We start from the raw sequence: 22,303 nt of genomic DNA, 5'->3' as shown, positions 1-22,303 counted from the left end.
CCACATTTTAGCGAAGTTCCATCCCTGGGGGTATTCCCTAAGCCAGAATTACTAAGAATCTAAAAAAAACAGCAACCTGTTTTTGACTAATAAAAAAAGCGGCGGGTAGCAAATGCTTACCGCCGCCTAGCGAAACACTTTTTATAAGGTCTATGCGGGCATTATGCCCCTTCACTGGGGGCCACGGGAGCCTCGACCGGCACGCTGGGAGCAACTGCATTAGGCAGCCCGTCCAGGCTTACCCGCCCATTGCGCTGGGCCGGTTTTAATGGCTTATTGACCATGGCGTCCCCGGCGGATACTTCCACGAGGTCCGCGGGCTGTGTCAGATTGATGGCAATCCGCCGGGCCAAGTCCCCGTTTGACTTGATAATTTCCAAGTGGGCCGTGGTGTCCCCATTGACACCCAATGCAGGCAGGGTGAAGGTCACTTGCTGGCTGGCCCAGCCTTGGATTTCGCAGTGTTGCTTGACATTTCCGACCACCAGCACAACAAATCCCGCATCGCTGCCGGGAAAATCGACGCGCGCTCGATAGGTGCCCCCCGCTTCCATGGAAGGCAAGCGAATCGGAGCAGCCACCGAGACAACCTTGGTGATTGTGACGGGTTCCACTTCCACCCGGGCGACTTTGACCGTGGGGACCACAACAACCGGTTGTGTGACGACTTTTTGCACCACCACCGGACGATAAGTTGTGTAAACCACCCGGTCGCAGGCCGAGGCGTTAGAGAATTGTCCCAGGCCCAAAATCAACCCTAAAATGCCGCTACCAATCAATGACGTCTTCATCAGAATACTCCCCGGAATAATGAGTTTTTCGGCAATTTCCGGCAAAGAAACGCCGCAAAATCGCCGTATTTGCGTGTCCGACAACGATTGCCGGACGACTGGGAGTAATAACGAAGGCCGGCTGGGATTATTCCCGAAGCCAACGAATTTACTTTTTTAGGGTCGCGACCAGATATCTCCTGCATGCATGATTCAAGCTGGTTGTCGTTTCCTGGATTTGGGCTTGATTAGGCTCGTCCCCCGCCACCCACTCTCGTCCCCCAGCCACCTGCCCGGCTGGTACTATTTGACATACTAAAAATCTATTACGCCCGCATGTCTACTTTTTCAATTCAAATTTCACTTCCTCAATGGTTCCGGTGAATTCAAATTTGCCCCGGTCCGCGTAAGCGGGATCGACCGATGTGATTGAATCCCGGCCCAGTTCAAAAGGTTCCAGCCCATGTCGAAACGACGTCCGTTTTAGCACGCCTTCGCCAACGGGATGCTCGTTGACAAATAACCGGAGTTTGCCGCCGCCGGTGGGAGCGCCTGCGGGTATGAACTCGGTGCGTAGCGTCACTGGTCCTGGCGAAAGTTCCTTTTCTCCGCTAATCGTCAAGTCGGCCAGTTCAAACAGCGTATAGCGAAAGTGGGGCCGACCATCCTTGACATACAGCGACCATCCGGCGGAAAACGCTCCGGCGCACGCGACGACTCCTTCGGCGCCCCCTTCTGGAATGATAAGCTTGGCCGTGATCGTATGCGGCCGGGGGAAAATTTGCGGGCCGATCGGTTCTGGCAGCCAGACATTATTGCCAAAGTAGGTCCATTCCGTCGGCGGAGTTCCCGCGATGCGTAATTTGGGGTCCAAGCGTTCAGACTTCCGCGCATCTAAGGGGAAAACATCGTATTTCATCGCTTCCGCCACAAAAACCGCCTGCAACTCCTTTAGCCGCGCGGGTTCCTGGGCGGCCAGGTTATTGGCCTGGCTAAAATCCTGATCAACGTGATATAGTTCCCAAGGAACGTTTAAAAAATCCCCGTCACGGCCAGCGGTTACCCAAGGAACGCCAAACCGGCTGCAGGCCACCCAGCCTTCGTGATAGATCGCGCGGTTGGTAAACATTTCAAAATATTGCGTTGTGCGGCGGTCTTTTTCTTTTGCCCCGTCAAAGCTGTACAGCATCGAGATTCCCTCGATGGGCTTTTGGGGAATGCCATTGACTGTTTTTGGCTCGACAATCTGGCAGGCTTCCAGGATCGTTGGCACCACGTCAATCACATGATGAAATTGGGTGCGCGTTTCCCCTTTGGCTTTTATCCCCTTGGGCCAATGCACAATCAGCGGATTCCGTGTCCCTCCAAAATGGCTGGCGACTTGCTTGGTCCATTGAAACGGACTAGCCATGGCCCAGGCCCAACCGACAGGGACATGCGGCTCGCTTTTCGGACCGCCAATTTCATCCAACCGCTGGATCGTGCTTTGCAGACCCAGTTGAATCCCCAGCAGGCTCGCGAGTTCGCTAAATGTCCCTTCGAGTCCTCCTTCGGCACTCGGGCCATTATCCCCCACCATATAAAAAACCAGCGTATTCTCTAGTTCACCCGACGCTTCCAGGCTGTCGATCAACCGGCCCACGTGATGGTCGGTATGGGCCATGAAACCCGCGTAATTTTCCATCAGGCGCAGATAAACGGTCTGAGCCTCGGGGGATTGGCTTTCCCAAGAAGGAATTTCCCGTGGGCGGGGGGTTAGTTGTGTCCCGGAGGGGATGATCCCCAGTTTTAATTGCTGGGCGTGAGTCAGTTCGCGCTGTTTGTCCCAACCGTGGTCGAATTTTCCTTTGAATTTTTCCCGCCACTCTGGCGGCGCGTGATGCGGAGCGTGGGCGGCACCCGTGCTAAAGTAGCAGAACCACGGTTTGCTGCGGTCAGCCGCACGAACATTGCGGGTCCAGGCAATCGCTTCGTCTGTCATGTCGGCAGTAAAGTGATACCCCTGTTCTGGCGATTTGGGTTGGGGCACCGGCACGGTGTTGCGATACAGGGTGGGATAGTATTGGTGGGTTTCGCCTTGGTTAAATCCGTAAAAGTATTCAAAGCCCAATCCCGTAGGCCAGCGGTCGAATGGTCCGGCGGGGCTGATGTCTGGTTCGGGCGTGTTATGCCATTTGCCGAACATGCTGGTGGCGTAGCCATTATCGCGCAAGATTTGCGAGACCAGCGCGGTGCTGCGGGGAATGATCCCCGTGTAACCCGGAAAGCCGGTCCCCATCTCGATGATTACCCCCGTGCCGATGCTATGATGATTTCGCCCGGCCAAGAGCGCGCCGCGGGTCGGACTGCAAAGCGCGGTCGTGTGAAACCGCGTGTATTTTAGGCCATTTGCGGCCAATTTATCCATGTTAGGCGTTGGCACCGGTCCGCCAAATGTCGAACACATCCCAAAACCCACATCATCGAGCAGGATAATCAGCACATTGGGGGAGCCTGGCTTGGCCCGCAGGGGCAGGGGAAAGCTGGCAGTTGAATTGGGAACAGTTTCGGCAATTTTGCCTTGAAACGTTGGGTCGGGCTGCGGAAGTTGCCGGCCAGCCGGGGCTGACGCTGCCGCATTCTGGGCCTGGGCGTCGTTCCACAGGCGGCTTCCATACCAGCCAGAAAATGAGCCCGCAAAAACACACGCCAAGAGAAAACCACAAGTGAAGCAATAAGTGCGCATGGGGCCTGCTGTGGAAAAAAGCGTAGGGCAAAAAAATTCGCAACAAGCCCAAAAATATAGAGGAAAAAAGCCAATCCGTAAAGCATTGGAGGTTGCCTACGTGGCAACAAAGTAGCAGGCACCGTCCCGGTGCCGTGGGCAATCAATCCGGTGCCGTGGGCAATCAATCCGTAATGGGATGACATGGTGGCGACAAGCATCCAAGCTTCCTCCTGTTTGCTTGATGGGCCACTGCGCAGTCCCACCGTATCCGAGCAAAGGTCCAATGGTCTGTGCGAAAAAGGCCTACCTCCTCCGCCTCTGGTGCCACATTCCGCGACTCTGCACGCTACCCGCCCATTTGGTGTTCCTGAAATGGGTGGATTTGCTACAATTTTGGTTAGATATGTGGGCAGGTGCGGGCCACCCCGCATAGCCACGATTCATTCCCCCCTTTTTACACAGGAGCACGATCATGGGAAAAGGTAACAACAGCCAAAAGAATGATAAGAAAAACAAGAAGCCCAAAAAGGATGCAAAGAAGCCCCCTACCAAGGCCAAGCGCTGATGTAATTACGAATTACAATTTACGAATTACGAATTGAATGCGGCTATTCTGCATTTATCATTTTTAATTCTGACTTTCACCAAGTGGTTGACGTATGGCGGATCGTGATCCGCCAAATGAACATTTCACGGAAGGCGGAACCAGTTCCGCCCTACATAACACTCACTTCCAAAACCGCTCCAGAGGTTGCTTTCGCGTCAGTTGAAATCGCCAGTGTTCCCCCTGTGCTGTGCCCGACTCGGGAGCGATTAAGAGCGCGGCGTCTAACAAACGTTCCGCTTCGTCATGTTCTTGCTGCTTAACATGGACCGCCGCCAAGAGCGCCAGTCCCGCCCAATCGCGCGCCGCGGTGCCAAAGCAAGATTCTCTTGCCAAATGCTCGGCTAATTCGGGATTATTCACATCGCTTGAGGAGGCCGCTAGCAGCAGCCAACCCAACGCCAAGCGTGTCTCCAACGTTCTCTGGCCCTGGTGATGCAATTGCAAAAGTTTTCTTCCCGCCGGCGCATATTGCTCTTGGTCCAGATCCATGCGCGCGGCGATGGCAAGCACCCGCGGGTCCTTGGCCGACAGTTTGTACGCGCGTTGTAGTTGCTCTGTCGCGGCTTGGATCTGCGAGGGTTTGGCGGCATCATTGGCTAAGGCCGTTAACAGCAATATTCTGGCCCGCGCGGCGTTCGCCACGTGGGTGATGGTGGTATCAACGCCTATCGCCGCTTGCAGATCGGCCTCCGCCGCGGCAAAGTCGCGCAGATGCAAATGACACATGGCCCGGTCGATCAGTACCGCCGCGGGGGCGCCTCCTTCGTCGATAATCGCGTCCAGCGCGGTAAGTAGCCGGCGGCTTTCCTCATTTTCGCGCAGTTCCAATGGATCCGTCAGAAAAAAGGTTTCGCGCTGCTCATGGGCCAGACTAGCGCGTAAAAAGGGCAAGTCCCCATTGCGCGCGACATGCGTCAGCAGTTCGCTGGTGGTCACCGCTCCCTGTTGGGCAAAGCCCTCGTCCCGCAGCCGCGCTATCTCCGCATTTTGTCGGGCCGAAAAGCGATACAACGTCACCTGTTGCTGGCGTGGCTGAATTCGGCCCGTTTCGTCTTGAACGTTGACCACCCTGGTCGATTGATATGGCTGCTCCGGCTGCATCGTGTTGATGCGGGTCAGCACCTGGTCTTGCTTGGCACGGGCCTCCACATTTTCATCCCGCAAGCGCGGCAACAGTTGCTCGACCGCGCTGATTTGCGATTCTAGCTCCGCAATTCGCCGCGCGTTGGCCGCGTACCGCTCGGCCAAGTAACCATCGCGCTTGAGCAGCGCGGGATCGGCAATGGCACGAATTTGCGCAAAGATATCTCCTACCACCGCGGCATTCGGCGCGGGGGCATCTGGTTGCGCGGCGACATTCGGCGCCGCGGGATTTTTCTCGGGTAAGTCCATCAGCGGGGCCAGGGGATCACGCCAGGTTTTGAGCGTGGCCAACGGGCTGGGCTGCGCGGGAATTTCCGCCAATAGCTCGACCAAGTGACTCGCCCGCGTCACCCAGCGTAATTCGCGCGGATTGGCCGTCACGCCGGAAAGGATCCCCACGACTTGCCCGGTGGTCCTGTTCCACACGGGAGCCCCCGCGCCGCTGGGATCAATGCCAACATCCAGGGCGTACCAATGTAAAAATGGATCCCGTCCGATGGCTGTGTCGGGCAGTTTTTCCCATCCCGCCCAAAACTCGCGGCCAGATAACTGACGGTGCAAGCGGGGGAAATAGAATTTTTGTTGGCCCGGGCGCGGGTCTAAGAGGGGAAACTGCTGATCGATCGCGGGAGAGCGCGGGCCAAGTTGTGGAATTAGTGCTTCGCCTATCGCGGGCCAATTTTTTGTTTCCAGCGGCAGGCCTTCCCAGTTTTGACCCGGTTCGGCAATGGCCAGGATCGCTAAATCCGTTTTTTGACTAGCCACCCAGACTCCTGTGACATCAAACGGCTTCTTTGCGGAGGGTAACACAAATTGAGCCTTTGTCCCCCCTTCCACTAACGAAAAACTCGTGGCGATCTGGCCCGTGGGTGAGACAACAAACGCCGTCCCCGTCCGTTTGCCCTGCGGGGTATTGACCACAAGTGAGCCGACAAACTGCGTGCTACGCGGCAACTGTTGCGGCACGGCCCGGTTGGCGGGAACGGGCAACACGGGCTTGTTTGGTGGTTGGGCCCAGAGCGAAAGCTCTCCCGACAATAGCATGAGAACAGCGGTCAAAGTCAAGATGGGGAAAAGCTTGTCGAGCAGGCATGTTCGTACGGCCAAACGTCTGGCTGAACGGGCGCAAGCCGCGGGAGACAAAAGAAGGGTTGGCATTTGCATCGTTACCCCGTGCCGCAAAAAGAAAAGTTTTCTGCCCTTAATTGAGCCTGACGCGCTCTCTCTTTTTTGTAGCAGATTTGGGTAGATTCGCAAAAGGAATCCGTACTATTAACCGTTTTATTCTTCGCAGTGTGCGAAAAATTTTGTTGCCCAAGTAAGTACGGGCCAAAGGCGTTCAATTTTTTGTGGGCCAAAGGCCCAACCTATCCCAGCCTAGGGCAAGCGCAGCGTCGCCCTAGGTTAAGAGTAATACACAATTGTAGGGCCAACGGCCCGATTCATCCACTGTCGCGCGCCAGACGCTCCCTTTCCCCTAGACAAAGCAAAGGGGGTCAGGAGTCTTCTGCGAATAAGCCCACCCGCCAAATACGTTACCACCGCGTCAGACTCCCGACCCCGGGGCAAGTTGATTTAGCGTCACTGTTTAGCCGTTTACAGTAACCGTGGGCTAGCGCCCGGCGGCTGATTTTGTCACCGTGATTGGATAAGCCATCAGCCGCCACGCGCTAGCGTCCGGTTTATTTCTCTTTGTGCCACTTTTGCCCCTGCCCCTGTTCAATCCTGGACAAAAACTTTAATTTTTTTGTCCGGTGTTGGCCGCGGCTCTCGCTAGGTGTATTTTGAATAGTGTCCTGTTCTCTCCGGCAGGTCCGCTATTTACGGAACAGGCAACTCTCTGACAAACTAAGAGTCAAACTCAGAGGGGTTGCGTTAATTTTATATCGCTTTTGATTGGGAATGCTGGGGCAGCGGCTGCTTGATTGGGCGCCGTCATCGCTCCGTTCCCCCCCGCTCATCTAAAAAAACAGGAGAAATCCCATGTTCGCGCGTTCTTGCTTTGCGGCTGGGCCGGTAATTGGCTGGGTGGTGATGATGGTGAGTCATGGTACCGTCCCCGGCAGTCATGCCGCCGAAGTAATATCCAACACTTCTAACACAAATCAAACAATTCAGGCTGCGTTGGCCGCCGCGCAAGCGGGTGAGTTTAGCAAGCGAACCAAAATCCTGAACGAAGCCCTGGCCAAAACCCCCAATGACCCACTTTTGCGCAGTCAACTAGGATATTTGCGCATGAAGCAAAAGTGGATCACGGTGGAAGATTACTTGCGCACGACCAAGCCTCCAGCGACGCTGGCGGAATATCAGCGACTGAGGGATCAGACCGCGGCCACGCCAGCGGGGCAGCTGGCGTTGGCCGATTTTTGTGCTAAACATGGGCTGCCGGACCAAGAACGGGTGCATTTAACGCGGGTCTTGGAACTAGAGCCTGAACATGCCGCCGCGCACCAGCGGCTGGGGCATGTCATGGTGGGCCAGCCTGGGGTGGATGGGCAATGGTTTACCCCCGAAGAATTGGCCGCCGCGCGAGCGGATGCGAAGGCTGTCGCCGCCGCGTATCAGCGGCATCACGCGCAGTTGGAAACAGTGTATGCCAAGTTCCAGAATGGCAAGCTGTCGCATGAGCAAACGGTGGCGGAACTGTTGACCATCACCGATCCGGCGATTGTGCCGACATGGGAACTGATCTTTTCGACCGCTTCGCCGGAGGGGGCGGGGGTGGTCATCGCGGCCCTGGCCAAAACGCCCTGGGCGGAGTCCAGCCAGTCGCTGGTGCGGCACGCGCTGTTTGCCAACACGCCGGAGCTAGAATCCGCGGCGGTGAACGCGCTCAAGGGACGGGACTGGCACACCTTTATCCCGGCGCTCTTGGCGGAGCTGAAGGGGCCGGTATTGGCAAGCATGGAACTGACCGTCGCCCGCGGCGGCAAGCTGATCTATCGCCAAAGCTATTTTGCCGACGGTCAGAACAAACAACAACTGGCTGTCTTTGACCATACCTTTTATTGCGATGGTGAGGAAAATCTGGCCCTGGACGAGGCTGGCCGCCAAGCCCGCGCCGCCTCCGCCGCGCGGGATCAGGTGCGGCAAGCGCGGAATCAGTCCATTGACGAGCATAACCGGCGGGTGATGCAAATGCTGGCCATGATTACCGAGTCAACGGGACTCGATTCGCCGCAAGATTGGTGGCGCTGGTGGAACGACGTGAATGAGGTTTACACGACTGGAGAGAAGTCGCTGTACACAAGTTACAAGGCGACCAAGAGCGCGGTGGTGATTGCGCCTCCGGAGATTACTGAATATGTGACAGAATTGGAAAAAGATCTAAAAGCAAAGAAGGAACATCAACGTAAGCAAGCCGAGGCTGAAAAATTGAAACTTGAACAAGAGCAATGGAAGCGCGATATGGAGAAAATTCGTGAAAAACGAATAAAAGAGAGCGGTTTTGTCGACGTTTCAGGGAATACTTCCGTTGATAGTTTTGGCTATCCTGTACTTAGCAGAACTGCTGGAAGCAATTTTTACTATTACGGTAGGTCATTTTACTCAGATGGTGTAAATTACTACGTTGACGGCCAACTTTCTACGCCTGCAATGTTAGCAGTATTTGGTGTAAGCACTTCTTGTTCCTGCCTTCCCGCTGGCACGCCCATTACCACTTCCACGGGGCTAGTGGCCATCGACCGGATCAAAGCCGGGGACTTGGTCTTAGCCCAAGATACAGCGACCGGCGCACTGGGCTGGCGACCGGTGCTGAAAACGACCACGCGCGATCCGCAGCCGCTGTTTCACATCCTGTGCGGTGCGGAGACCATCCGCGCGACCGGCGGGCATCCGTTTTGGGTGGTTGGTACCGGCTGGGTCAAGGCCCGCGAGCTGCAACCCGGGATGGTCCTGCATGGCCTCAAGGTGACCGAGCCGATCCGCAGCGTGGAACTGGTCGAAAAGCCAGTCAAGACGTTCAATCTAGTCGTGGAGGACGACCATAATTACTTTGTCGGCCAGCAGCAGGTGCTAAGCCACGACATTACGATCCGCGAGGGGGTCTCCGCCGTGGTCCCGGGCGTGGGAAAGTAGGGAGTCAAATACAAATTACAAATTAGCAATGGGTGGCTGAGGCTCGCCCCCAGACACCCAATTGAATGCAGAATGATGAATGAAAAATGCAGAATTGAATACCAAAAGTTCCGGCACTATCTATTCTGCAGGTGGCTCAGGAAATTTTTTCCTGGGCCTCGTAGCGGCAAAAAAGCAGTTCTGCAAAGGGTTTACATACCGCTTTGTGGGCCGCTTATGCTGCGCACACTGGAATAAGTTGCGGTGCTAGCTAGTTGGCGATTTAGCTGAGCTACCCGCTAGCAGTAATGGTTAATGGCTGCTCACGGTCCACTGTTTTTCAGAGCTAATGATGGCATAGTCGGAATATTAAGTGTATTTTGAATTTAGCAATTGAATTCCGGTTTAAGGCATTTGAAGATCGGATACTTATATGCAATTTCACCAGTACATAACTGTCAAGAATAGATACTTGCGCCAAAATAAGGGAGGCAATGGTAATCGAATTCACCTGACTGGCATTAAGTCGGCAGAGTTTCGTGAAAAAATAATAAACAACTTTGTTAACGCAATGGAAAAGGGTCAGAAAATACTTTCTGATAATTTTGATCTTTCCTATCATTTTGCGAGCGCCGAGCAGGAATGGGTTGACGAAAATCGACCGTACTACAATTTTTGGCCTGTTGCTATTTCGCTTGCGAAGACTGTTCGACTCGACCTTGCGATGAAGTCAATTGAACTACCCTTCGCCACGGTGTTACTTCGCTTTCCGAAAGGCCACGAACCATATACAGTAGGGACAGCACTTGTGCAAATTGACGAGGAGCTTAAAATTATGATTGTTGATTGCTGGCTTGCAGATACTGAAAAACACTTTTTTTTTTGCGGCTCCTATGAACTGGAAGAGTCGGCAGAAAGCTTTATCGAGAAATCCTCGAAAATAAAGCCAAGGGTTGATCAATGGGATGAGAAATCTAACGCAACTTTTGAACTTGAAGCTGCAAAAGCACTAATGATGAGGCTAGTTTTATTCGTATCGTTATTAGCGCGCGGTGAGGATCTTGTCACGCCGATTGTCCTGTCAAAGGATCAAGCAAAGTATGATCAAACTGAAGAAGAGGAAGTTAAAAGATGGCTTGAAGACCGTGCTTCACGACGCATGGGAAGGGGTTTTGACATTGGGAAAAAAATGCAATTCGAAAAGGACAAATCACCTCATTGGCGAAACCCGCATTTTTGCTTGTTTTGGACAGGAGAAGGAAGATTGAAACCAGTTATAAAAATGCGAAGCGGTGCAATCATCCAGAGCTTGAGTATGGCTGAAGTTCCTACTGGCTATCTGGGACCAGAAACGGAAGCAGACGAAATGATACTGCCAGAGTCAACACCAAGAGACGGAATTTCAAAATCCCGCAGATACGATTTGATGAAACGGGATGGATTCCGTTGCCAGATTTGCGGTGCAACTCAGGCATCTGGCGTAGTTCTTCATATTGACCACAAACAAGCACTTGCAGTGGGCGGTTCAAACTTAGATGATAACTTGTGGACCCTTTGCGAGGCGTGCAATTTAGGCAAGTCAGATAAGCCTCTATAACTAAAATTTTTTAGCAATTAGTCCAGATTTTTCATCGGCTACCCAAAGAATTTGTTCCTTGAACCAGTATCAGTAACAAACAAAACCGCCACAGCTAACATACCCGCGGGTGGCCCAAGAAATTTTTTCCTTGGCTGAGCAGCGGCAAAAAAGCAATTCTGCAAAGATTTACGCGCCACATTGTGGGCTGCTATTGCTGCGCATACAGGAACAAGGTCAGGTGCCTATTGCACTGCATTCAGCCTTAGCCACCTCTTCAAATTTGAAATCACCGATTTCAAATTTTAGATTTTCTTTCATCCTTCTGCACTTATCATTCATCATTCTGATTTTCACCCGCTGGGAGCTCGCTAGGCTTAACCCCAGGCAACCTGCGACGTGCAGCGAGTTTATCCACAGGCACCTACGCAAACAGCGCCGTTACCGCCGCGGCAGGGACCAGTTCGCGCGGTTGGTTCAAGTGATTATAGACAATGGTGTGCGGGTCGATCCCAAAGGCGTGGTAAATCGTCGCCAGCAGTTCGCCCGGATGCACGCGATCCTCCACCGGGGCCGAAGCGGTCTTGTCGCTTTTGCCATGGACGTAGCCCCGCTTGGTCCCCGCCCCGGCCACCAGCGCCGTATAGCAATAGGGCCAATGGTCGCGCCCGTCGGCGCTGTTGCCATTGCCCGAGGTGCTGACGCCGCGCTGCGGACTGCGGCCAAATTCCCCCACCACCACGACTAGCGTCTCCTCCAGCATGCCGCGCTGATCCAAATCGGCGAAGAGGCCCGACAAACCCTGGTCCAGCATCGGCCCGGATTGCGTCTTCATCCGCTTGGTCAAATCGACGTGATGGTCCCACGAGTGATTGTCCGAATTGGCCACCTTGGGCCACACGACCTCGACCACGCGGGTGCCAGCCTCGACCAATCGCCGGGCCAATAGACAGCTTTGGCCAAAGGTGTTGCGGCCGTAGGAATCGCGCGTGGCGTCGGTTTCGGCATCCAGGCGGAACGCCTCGCGGGCATTGCCGGAAATGACCAGATCGAGCGCCCGGGAGTAGTAGGAATTTAGCTTATAATCCTTGACCGCCTTGTCGATTTCCGGCATGCCGGCGTTGATGGCGTCGCGTAGCTTGGCACGGCGTTCCAGGCGGCTGGCGTATACGTCGGGCCGCAGCTTGAGGTCGTCAATGTTGATTTTGTCCATCTTGTTCAGGTCCATGTCGTCGCCGTCCGGATACAGCGTGTACGGGTCGTACGCGCGGCCCAGAAATCCGGCGGTCCCCCCCTTGCCGATGACGTTGCTTTCCTGCAGTGGACGGGGGAGCATCACAAAAGGCAGCATCGGTTCCTTGACCGGCTGCAGGCGGATGATCTGCGAACCAAAGTTCGGAAAGTCCTTGGGGCTGGGAGGCTCCAACTGGCCCGACGGACTGACTCGGTCGGTTGTATAGCCGGTCATCATTTGATAGATGGCGGCCGTGTGGTTGAACAGCCCATTGGGAGTGTAACTCATCGAGCGGATCGTGGTGAACTTATCGTTCAGTTCGGCCAGCTTGGGCAGGATTTCGGTAAAGTGCACGCCGGTCAGCTTGGTCGGGATCGACGTGAACGCGCTCTTGACGTTATCGGGAACGTTTTCCTTGGGATCCCATAAATCGAGGTGGCTCGGCCCCCCTTGCAGATAGACCATGATAATGCTTTTGGCCTTGCCCCAACCGGGTTGGGCTTTGCCATCGGCGGTTGCAGCGGTCGCGGCCAAGGCCTGCAACTCAAACGCCCGTCCCAGGCTTAGTCCCAACATGGCCGAGCCCCCCACGCGTAGCAGAGCGCGGCGGCTCAGTCCCACCTCGCGATCGCACACATCTTTGCCAGGTTGTCCGGGAATGACCAGCATGGTTGGGATCCTTATTAGGTAAAAAAGGGGAGAACGGAAAGCGCGGCGTCGGTCGCGCGGGGTTTAAATGGGGAAATTCGTTTCGATCGCGGGTCCGTTAATGATTGAACAAAAACGCCGGACTGTTGATCAACGCCCAGGCGATATCCTGTGCCCAGGCCAGTCGGGCGTTGGCCAGTTGCGCGGTGCTCATGGCCGCGTCTTCGCGCAGTTGCTTGAGCCGCCCGTCCAGCGGGATTTGCCGGCTCTCTAGGGATTCGACTTTTTTGCGCAATTCGGCCAATTTGGGATCGACCGGCAGCGGTTGCTGGCTGGCGGTTAATGCCTGTTGCAGTTTTTGAAATTCTGGATCAAGGGCGCGAAACATGGCCGTAAGTTGTTCGCCCAGGGGACCGCGTTGGGCCGGTTCCGTGCGCAGGGCCGCGGAGAGTTCCTCGGATAGGCCCAGGGGAAGCGTGCCCGCCGCGGTCGTGGCCGAAATACGGAACCTGCCTAAGAGAAAATTGGTGCTGTAGTTATGTGTGATTTTTAGCGTGAGTTTTTTGGTGCCAGCGCCGGCCAAGGGTTCTTTGAGCGCAAACACCGCCCAATGCGTGCGGCCAATTTGCGGATGCACGGCCCAGCCGTTCCCTTCGTTTTGGTCGCCGTCAATCGCTTTGGCGACTTCAAAACCATTCTGGCTAAAGTCCGCCTGGGCGTTGTGCAGCGGCACCTTGGTGGAGGTGGCGCCATCCGGGCCAACCAGAAATAGTTCGAGCTCATTAACGACAAAATTTCCATCCGCCGCCAGGCCAGGACCTTTATGGGGCAAACTTTCGTCGGAGAGCGCTTCCAGCCGCAAGCCGGTTATCCCCGTTAAATCGGTCGCCAGTTCGACGGTGGTCACTCCCTTGCCGGCCCCCTTAGACAGGACAGAGCGGTCCGCCAACACGACCGAAGTGTAACCACCGGGGGGAGTAACCTTGGCTGGCAGCAGCGTGAACCACTCGGGACCGGTCAGTTGCCCTTGTTCCCAGGCGGCCTGTTGGGCGGGTAAGGAATCATTATACTGCTTGAGGGCGGCCTCGTTGGTGGCAATGAGCGTGGCGCGCTCTTGTTCTTGCTGGGCCACGCGCGGGGCGATCTCCGCCTCGTGGGCGGATAATTCCTGCTTGGCGGCGGCAATTTCGGCGGCACGAGCCGCTTCTTGTTGGGCGCGGATCGGGGCGATTTCCGCCTCCTTGGCGGCCAGTTGGGCCAGCAGCTTTTCATGCTCGGCGGGAATTTGATCCAAGAGTCCCAGACTGGCGGCAATCTCGGACTCGGTGGCGGGACGGTTTAATAGCCGGACAAACAACTCATCCACAAGCTTGCGATTATCGGGCTCTGCCTTTACAAAGCTGGCCATGTCGTTATCGATGGCACCGACGGCCTCCGCAATTGTCGGCCCGCTGATCAGCGCGATCACCGGCCCCAGCTGCAACCCGCTGGAACGCTCGCACTCGCAGGCGCTTTCGCGCACCGGCCGGCCAAACGTCGACAAGAATCCACCGGGCAGCTCTATCCCCGAATCCGGCAGCGCGGCGGCGCGAATCCCCGGCTCGGCGCCGGGAAAGTTGGATTTGGTCCCCAGGGCGCTATAAACCGTGTCAAACAGGACTTCGGCGGGCAAACGGCGGGGGGTGGCGTGCGAGTAATTGAGCTTGTCATCCTCGTTCCATTGATTGGCGGCAAACGACAATTGATAAGTCCGCGACTTGGAAATCAGCTTGTGCATGTGCCGCACGTCAAAGCCGCTGGCGATGAATTCTTGGGTCAGGTAATCCAGCAACTCGGGATTGCTGGGGGGATTGCCGGCGCGCAAGTCGTCGATCGGTTCCATGATCCCCGCGCCAAATTGATAGCCCCAGAGCCGATTAACATAACTGCGGGCAAAATACTGGTTGTCGGGGGACGTCATCCAGGCCGAGAGCTGCTCGCGGCGGGTGTCTGACGAGGGGGCGGGATGCTGGCAAGCATACGGAAATTGCGGCGCGGCGGTCTGGCCGGTCCGATCATGCTTAAGATCCCCTTGTGGACGGTCGAGGATAATCTCGTAGAGGGGCTTGGCCCCTTCGACATCGCTGCCGCCAATGCGCTGGTCTTTGCTGGCGGGATCGGCGTCCAGCCCCACCTGGGCGAAATAAGCCGCGGTTTGAAAGTACTGGTCCTGGGTCCAGCGTTCAAACGGATGATCGTGGCACTTATTGCAATTAAACCGCACGCCTAAGAATAAGTGCGTGGTGTTTTCCATGATGGCTGTCGGTTCCCGCAAAATCTTATAATAGGATGCGGCGGGATGTTCGCGATTTGAGCCGCTGGCGGTCAGGATGGAGCGCACAAACTGGTCATACGGGGTGTTCTTTTCCAGTTGTTCATAAATCCAGCGGCGGTATGATTTGGCTCCCTCGGGGCCTAAAAATTTGCGATTGACTTGCAGCAGATCCGCCCATTTGTTGGTCCAATACTCGACATATGCCGGACTGCCAACCAGGCGGTCGACCACTTCGTCACGTTTAACCCGCGTGTCGCGGGTATCCGCCAAAAACTCGCGCACTTGCGCGGCCGTGGGGGGAAGTCCCGTCAAGTCGAGATAGACGCGGCGCAAAAACTCGGCGTCACCGGCCAAATCCGAGGGTAGAATCTTCATTCGTTGCCACTTCCTCGCTACCAATTCATCAATCTTGCCCCAGGTTGGGGGTTCCACCCAGACAAATCCCTCGCGGTCCCCCATGACGGTAGCGGTGGTGGCGGCGTAGGCTCCTTCAAAGCGGGCCAGCAGCGCGGCCTCGCCGCGGCGTTCGGCGGTTACCAGGCCCATGCGCGAAACGGTCCCGACCTCGGTATTGGCGCTTTCCAAAAATGCCTCGCGTGTGACATCGCGCACGCGGCCGTCGGAATACGTGGCCAGCACCACCATTTGTTGTTGATCGCCCAGGCGGGAGATCACCGGATTTTGTGGAAGGAGTTCTAGTTTCGTCACGCGCGGTGCGGCGGGATCAAATTTTGCCCCATCCCGAATCCAATCGAGCAGCACTTCGTGGTAGCTTTCATCCTCGCGCGTCAGTTGTCCCCCGGCATGCGGCACGCCCGCGGTGGCCTTTAATAAGAACAGGCTGCGCTCGGGCGCCGCGGGATTTGCCCGTCGACCCGCCAAATCGTCTGTTAACGCCCGCACATCAAAAATCGGATCGTACCCGCGCAGACTAAGCTTAAAGCCGATCCGCCCCTGGGCAGAACCGTGACACGTCCCGGCGTTACAGCCCATGCGTGACAACACAGGCGCTACGTCGCGCACAAACTCGCGCGGATGATGCTGGTCCATGCCGCTAACCTGGATCGGCACGCTGACACTTTGACCCTGCCAGTTAAGTTGGAGTTCACCCGCGCCATTCGTCACGGGCTGCACCAGACCACCGGGCGAAACGACGGCCACGTTGCCGGTCAATACGGGCGTGACCAACCGCGTGATGTCAAGTTGCTCCCCAGTGGCTAATTCCGCCGTCACCAGCAACTGGGCATAGTCCAACCGGTCCGCAAACTGGATGCTGGCGGGATGCACGACCACGCGGGCCACCTGGGCATTGTCGGGTAGCGGGCGTGGGGTGACAGGTTCTTCAGGACGTTTTGCCACCGCCGGACGTTTGACCGCCGTGGCGTTGGGATTGATAAATGCGGCGACGGGGACGAATTGTTTGATAGGCGAGCCGGTGTTGGCATCGAGCAATCTTACCGTGCCATCGCCGCAGCCAGCGGCCACGATTTGATTTCCGACATGCCAGGCAACGCTGTAAACGGGCGCCTCGTCGATCTTTTGCTGCCAGAGCAGCTTGGCCCCCTGGTCTTTGTATTCTTTTAGCGCCTGGCGTTCAGGATCGTTGCGACCGCCCGGAACCTTCCCCATGATCTGCTTGATATTGGCGGGGACATCGCCATCGTATTCATACGTCATGACGGCCACCTCGCCCCGGCCATCCAGGCCGCTGCCGCAGACAATCCGTCGTCCATCGGGGCTGAAACGGGTCGAAAAAACCCGCCCCAACATGGGAAACAATTCAAAAACCAGATTCGCGTCGTCGCCAATCATGCGCGCCGTCTCGCGGTATAGACGATACACCTTGGGCGTGCCATCGGCCCCCGCCACCACAATATGATCCTGTCGGGGATGCCGCGCGACCGCCTGATTCCCCCCTTTGAGCGCGCCGGGGGTAATGGAGGTGACATTATCCACAAAGCGCTGCGTGGCGACCTCGGTCAGTTTGACGCTCATGTCGCGCGAGACCGAGACCAGGTGCGAACCGTCCGTCGAAAACGCGGTGTCGCGAATCCAGTCGTTATGCGCCCCTTGAAAGAGAATTTCCTTGCCGGTATTGGCGTCAACCGCGCGCAGCGAGTTGTCGTCCGCCGTGCCACAGCCATAACTGACTTTTTGCCCATCCGGCGACCAGCAGACGCCATAAATGACATTAAAACCCGCCGGAATCGACAAGAGTTGCTTCCGTTCGGGGACGTTCCAAATTTGCAGTTCCCCCGCTTCGGCGGGAATTCCCCCCGCCACCGCCAATCGCTGGCCATCAGGCGAAAATCGCACCGATTCGATCCTTTCGGACTTCCCCACCAAGCGGGCCACGACGTTGTGACTGGCCGTGTCAATCAACAACACTTCGTACAGGCCAGCCACGGCCAAGAGGCTGCCATCGGGCGAAAAATCGAGCGTGGTAATCGGCGCGGGGCGATAATAAACCGGCGGATGTTCGGCATCATAGCGCGGCCCGACATAAGCCGCCGAGTCATCCTGCGCCCCTTGGGCGATCCAGATGCGGATCAGCTCGATGTCACTCGCGCTCAGCACCGGACGATCCTTGGGCATCGCGGCTTTGCCCTCGACGGGGGTGATTTGTTCGAGCAGCGCGCTTTGGTCGGGTTGGCCCGCCACAATCGCCGCCGAGCCTGACTCCCCCCCGGCCAGCAGTTGGGAGAACTCCGTCATGACATATTTGCCGCCGGCTTTGGCTGGCTGGTGACAACCCTGGCAATGAGCCTGAAAAATCGGCCGAATCTGGCGATAATAACTAATCGCCTGCGAAGCATTTCCAGCGGCTACTGCGGCCGGTGGAGTGGCCGGGACATTAGAAACGGCCGCGGCCGGGGGCGTGGCTGAATCTTCCGCCTGGGCCTGACTGTCGCCACAGAGCAGCAGACAGCACAGGCTTTGCAAAAGAATCCAGCCTGTCAGCGATGGCGTGCGATGGCTCATGATGGGAAAATCCTCGAGGGTGGGATTCGTCGGTTGGGATTCGTCGTCGTTGGGCGTTCGCTCCCCCGTCCGGGAAACAATCGTGAGTGACGGGCATTATACCAGTGTAATGGTGGGAATTACGGAATTTGGGTGTGATGAAACTTGTGGTGCGCTGCATAAATCAGCCGTCGGGCGCTAGCCCACGGTTTATTTTGTCTTCTTGGGTCAGCCACCTACGACTCATCCAAAAAACCACCCGTAGTAGGAGCATTCGCCGTCACCCAGTAAGCCGACCCCTCAAAAATAACGCTTGATTCAGGCGGGTAAAACCAATCGGCGGGGATGACCATCCGGGGTAAATCGCAAAGGGGTTCCCCCGCTGGCCAAGGAGGTCTCGCAACGCATTTTGTCGTAGACCGTAATTTGACCTTAAATGTGCCGTAACCTGTTGTCAAGCTTATCTTTGGGACTGCCCCTGGAATTCCGCAAATTCACGGATGAAACGGGCAATTGCTAGGATTTGGCTTACTTTTCCGCGTGCCATAATGCGGTGGCGGAGATTTCTTGACACATGGTGGCCGAGAGTCCCTGGGGCCACCACCGGAACAATTTCCTGGGGAAGCCGCTTTTAAAGATGGGCTATCCGTTATTCGACTATGACTAATGACACCTGTATTCTTGCGAATGGAAACATTTCGAGGTGCCGCCGAAAACCCAACAAACAATCCGAAGACACGAAGCGGTGGATCGGGCGTTTCCTGAAATCAACACTTTTTTGCCTGCCGCTGGTTTATCGGTGGCGTTATGCTGGAAGAACCAAGATCGACCAAGATTTACATGGTTAGAGCGAAATATAGTTTAACGAATTTCAATCCTTTCACGAGCAGAAGTCATCATGGCAATCAGAGTTGTCGAAAACGTTCAAGGCAAAGCCCACTTAAATTGGCTTGGCTTATTCGTACTGTTCGTCGGACTGCTTGCCGCATGCAGTCTGATACCTGCTGCGGGAATGTTGGTCGCATTTGGTAACTGGAAGCTCGCCGGAACGGCACTGGCGGTCGGTTTCTCGATCGCTTGCTGCTCACTTCCGATGCTAGTTATCCAACAAATACGGCTCCCCATCGAAAAACTGCCGATTCGTGTTAAGCAGACTATCGCTTTGTCTGATGTGAACAGTGAGCAATGACACGATAAACAACCTGCATAACTACAAAATGCACCCGAGTCGCCGATCGGGCGTTTCCTCCAATCAAAGTCATTGGCCGCAACCGCTTGATTTCATACCTTCGTCACACACGGAATATGAGCGCACACATATGAATGAATCATCATCCCAACCAGCAGCGACCGGCAGCGCCGAGCCACTTCCGGACCGAAGGAATCGTTTTCATTTCTGGCGCTGCTTTTGGCTGACATTCCTCGTCGTCTCGCTGGTGTACGCTTGGTACAGCTTCTACGTACCTCCCAATAGCATCGCTTGGGCTGACAACTACACTTCTGCTCTGCAACAAGCAGCCGACTCTGGTAAACCGATGATCCTGTACTTTACCGGTACGTGGTGTGTTCCCTGCCGAGTGATGAAACGCAGAGTGTGGGCTGACGAAGAGGTCAAGGGACTGGTCAACACGCAATTCATCCCCGTGGCAATTGATTTCGATAACCCAGACGATACTGAGGTGCTAGCGCGTTACAATGTCGGCGGGCCCCCGGTCACGATTATTACCGATTCACAGGGTAATGCTTTGCGATGGCGAGCCGGGGGAATCAGTAAAACTGAATTCCTCGAATTGCTCAAAGACCCAAATCCCACCGCCGCAAAGGACATGTAATGCCAAACGGCAGGCTAGCCCGATCAGGTACCACCGATTAGCACTCACCACTAAACGGAAACCTTAGGAAGCGGTTATCCAACTCTAACGCCAACTGGCTGCCACCGGAACTTGTGCCGGGGTGCGCAGCACAAGAAGCCTACAGGATGGAGTTCAGATATGTCAAAAAGTGTTTTTTACCGCTGCGCTGCCAAGGAATAAGTTCCTTGGGTACCGGTTGAATGACCGGAGCTACCCGCTCTATTTACCCGAACGATTTTCTAGTGTAAAGTATTGAAATTCGCAACTTTTTTGACCTACTTTCCTTTTTCAATCGAGAATTAGCTCATGAAATTTCGTTTATTGTTATGCGCATTGTTGTTCAGCATGGTTGAATCGCTTACGTCCCAAGCTCTAGCTCAACCGCAGCTGATCACCTCCCGAGAAGCATTGGGTGCATCCGACACTATCGATTGGGGTCAACTAGGCCCGCAAAGCACGAATTTTCCAAACCCGGTCATGGTTATGTCTATCGGGGGCGTTGAAGCAACTGTCAGTCAACTGTCTGGCACAGGCACGCGAATCGACCAAAACACGATTACCGGGTTTGTAGGCAACTTCACTTTAAATGACCGCCTTTATTACACTGGTAACGTTTACGGAGCCCAAAACCTAGGGCCAATAAGTGTGATATTCGACTTCCCAGTGTACGGGGTGGGTACGCAGATCGTGCCTAATTATAGAACGCCATCCTCCGGAAATTTTGTGGCTAGTATCACCGCATATAATACGGCTGGGCAGATACTGGGAACATTCACTGAAGACGGTGAGTATAACGGCGCTCAGGACGGGTCGGCTATATTTATTGGTATCTCCAACTCCGAAGCCAATATCGCCAGAATTGAGTTTGGATTGACAGAAGCTCCATTAAGCATCGGCGATTTTACAATCAATCAAATAAGTTTCGCGACCACGCCGATACCTGAGCCTTCTTGTCTTATGGCAGTTGCCTTGATTACATCTTGTGGAGCAGGGTGGCTTCGATACCGTTGCAGACTAACCAAGCGCTGCACGTGATCGGCAGTCTATTTTATTTGTGTTATATTTTGAGCAGAAAGTGCAGGTCTTTCGCTGGATAGCGGGTACCCCAGCTAATTGCCAATTGGATACCACCGGAACTTGTGCCGGTGTGCGCAGCACAAGAAGCCTATCAGTTGTAGCAAAAATATTCTAATACCAATCGCAAGCAAAATTAGCGCGGATTATACCCAATATACCCAGAGTTTGCGGAACTCCGTTGGAGTACGGGGCCCTTATTTTTGCCATTTTTCCCAGGGTTTTTCGCTGCGCTCCAACCCGTGGGCTATGCTCCAGAACCGCTTCGCGGTACCCCCTCTCCCACTGGGAGAGGGCCTGGGTAAGGGAATCTACCGCAACGCGGTAACGTAACTCAGCCCAGGGTTGCCGCGCAGCGGTTACCCTGGGAATATCGCAAGCCAAAAATCCTACCGCAACGCGGTTGCGTCATGTGGCGAAAAAGCATGAATTCTTCACGCATTCACAAAATGCGAGCGCGCTATATTCAGCTAATAAGCGTATAAAACTGCTTCTTGCCGCTGCTCGGCCCAGAAACAAGTTCCTTACCGGGTACCCCCGATTGACGCTCACCACGTAAACGGAAATCTCAGAGAGCGGTTATCCCAGCTAATCGTCAATGGGCTGCCACCGGAACTTGTTCCGGGGTGAGCAGCACAAGAAGCCTACAGGTTGGAGCGTAGATATTTCAAGAAGTGCTTTTTACCGCTGCGCTGCCCAGGTGCAAGTTCCTTTGATATACGATTTTTATTCTGGGCTACCGGCTGAGCCAGGACTAAACAGAGTTTTGTAGTCACGCTCTAGCAGGGATACTAGCGTGCGAAAACCCGCAATATCACGCCTATGCAGTGCCTCACGAAAAATGCATGCAGATTTGCATGAAAGAGTGCTTGACTTTGGCGGGACTGTGGCCGATAATTGATCTAGCAGGAGTATCAAAATGGCCACGAAAACCAACAACAAAAAAACCTCCCAACCGCGACTTTCTCGGGGAGTCGCAAAGACACGGAGGATCATCAAAAAATCTCCAGTTGTCGCCGCCCCGAGTATGGGACAGTTGGTGTCTGTTCGTGTCTTGCGAGAGCGGCTCGGAGTGAGCCGCAAAATCTTCTCGCGCGTGGTCGGATATTCCGAGCGGGCGATTGCCGATTGGGAGTCCGAGAAACCTCTCAGCTCAGCCTGCTCGCAACGCTTTCGGGAAATGGCTCGCCTCCAGGAAGCCTTGGCGGGCGTGATGCGCGAGGACTTTGTGGGGACTTGGCTAAACGCACCCAACGCTGCTTTTGCTGGGCTTAAGCCGATCGAGATCATCGAACGCGGAGAGGTCGACCGCATTTGGCGGATGATCTATGAGCTGGAATCCGGCGTTTCTAGCTAA

Annotated in this window: 11 protein-coding genes; 6 read left to right on the top strand and 5 right to left on the bottom strand. The window is 55.2% G+C overall.

Going from position 1 to position 22,303, the window contains the following annotated elements; translation table 11 throughout:
- Positions 1-161 precede the first annotated feature (161 nt).
- The 3 genes from SFX18_10985 to SFX18_10975 form a co-directional block, all read right to left on the bottom strand.
- Positions 162-791, bottom strand: a complete 630-nt coding sequence (locus tag SFX18_10985; protein MDX1963670.1) for a hypothetical protein — start codon at positions 789-791, stop codon at positions 162-164.
- Positions 792-1,110: 319 nt separating this feature from the next.
- A complete protein-coding gene (locus SFX18_10980) occupies positions 1,111-3,495 on the bottom strand; it encodes an arylsulfatase (protein ID MDX1963669.1) in 2,385 nt (794 codons plus the stop codon).
- Between the two features lie 709 nt (positions 3,496-4,204).
- Positions 4,205-6,286: a serine protease gene (locus SFX18_10975; GenBank protein ID MDX1963668.1), complete on the bottom strand. Its 2,082-nt coding sequence runs from the start codon at positions 6,284-6,286 to the stop codon at positions 4,205-4,207.
- Positions 6,287-7,210: 924 nt separating this feature from the next.
- Between SFX18_10975 and SFX18_10970 the strand changes: the two genes are divergently transcribed.
- Together SFX18_10970 and SFX18_10965 are read left to right on the top strand one after the other, a co-directional pair.
- Positions 7,211-9,307, top strand: a complete 2,097-nt coding sequence (locus tag SFX18_10970; GenBank protein ID MDX1963667.1) for a polymorphic toxin-type HINT domain-containing protein — start codon at positions 7,211-7,213, stop codon at positions 9,305-9,307.
- 412 nt (positions 9,308-9,719) lie between these two features.
- Positions 9,720-10,883 carry an HNH endonuclease gene (locus tag SFX18_10965; GenBank protein MDX1963666.1) on the top strand — a complete coding sequence of 388 codons (1,164 nt, stop codon included), beginning with the start codon at positions 9,720-9,722 and terminating at the stop codon, positions 10,881-10,883.
- 403 nt (positions 10,884-11,286) lie between these two features.
- Here SFX18_10965 and SFX18_10960 read toward each other — a convergent pair whose 3' ends face one another.
- Both SFX18_10960 and SFX18_10955 read right to left on the bottom strand, forming a co-directional pair.
- Positions 11,287-12,765: a DUF1501 domain-containing protein gene (locus SFX18_10960; GenBank protein MDX1963665.1), complete on the bottom strand. Its 1,479-nt coding sequence runs from the start codon at positions 12,763-12,765 to the stop codon at positions 11,287-11,289.
- Between the two features lie 97 nt (positions 12,766-12,862).
- Complete coding sequence (locus SFX18_10955; GenBank protein MDX1963664.1) at positions 12,863-18,040, bottom strand: DUF1549 domain-containing protein; 5,178 nt, start codon at positions 18,038-18,040, stop codon at positions 12,863-12,865.
- An 877-nt stretch (positions 18,041-18,917) separates the two neighbouring features.
- On the opposite strand from SFX18_10955, the gene SFX18_10950 reads away from it, so the two are divergent.
- The 4 genes from SFX18_10950 (at position 18,918) to SFX18_10935 (ending at position 22,303) form a co-directional block, all read left to right on the top strand.
- The gene (locus SFX18_10950; GenBank protein ID MDX1963663.1) at positions 18,918-19,208 is read left to right on the top strand and encodes a hypothetical protein; all 291 of its coding nucleotides are present in this window, start codon (positions 18,918-18,920) and stop codon (positions 19,206-19,208) included.
- Complete coding sequence (locus SFX18_10945; GenBank protein ID MDX1963662.1) at positions 19,198-19,851, top strand: thioredoxin family protein; 654 nt, start codon at positions 19,198-19,200, stop codon at positions 19,849-19,851. Before SFX18_10950 ends, SFX18_10945 begins: the two co-directional genes overlap by 11 nt.
- A gap of 327 nt (positions 19,852-20,178) precedes the next feature.
- Positions 20,179-20,907, top strand: coding sequence for a hypothetical protein (locus SFX18_10940; GenBank protein MDX1963661.1), 729 nt, complete (start codon positions 20,179-20,181; stop codon positions 20,905-20,907).
- Positions 20,908-21,865: 958 nt separating this feature from the next.
- On the top strand, positions 21,866-22,303 hold the full coding sequence (locus SFX18_10935) for a hypothetical protein (protein ID MDX1963660.1): 438 nt from the start codon (positions 21,866-21,868) through the stop codon (positions 22,301-22,303).

The organism is Pirellulales bacterium, from assembly GCA_033762255.1.
Lineage (GTDB): Bacteria > Planctomycetota > Planctomycetia > Pirellulales > JALHPA01 > JANRLT01.
The sequence above is the reverse complement of the archived record's forward strand: the minus strand, read 5'-3'. Positions and strand labels throughout refer to the sequence as shown.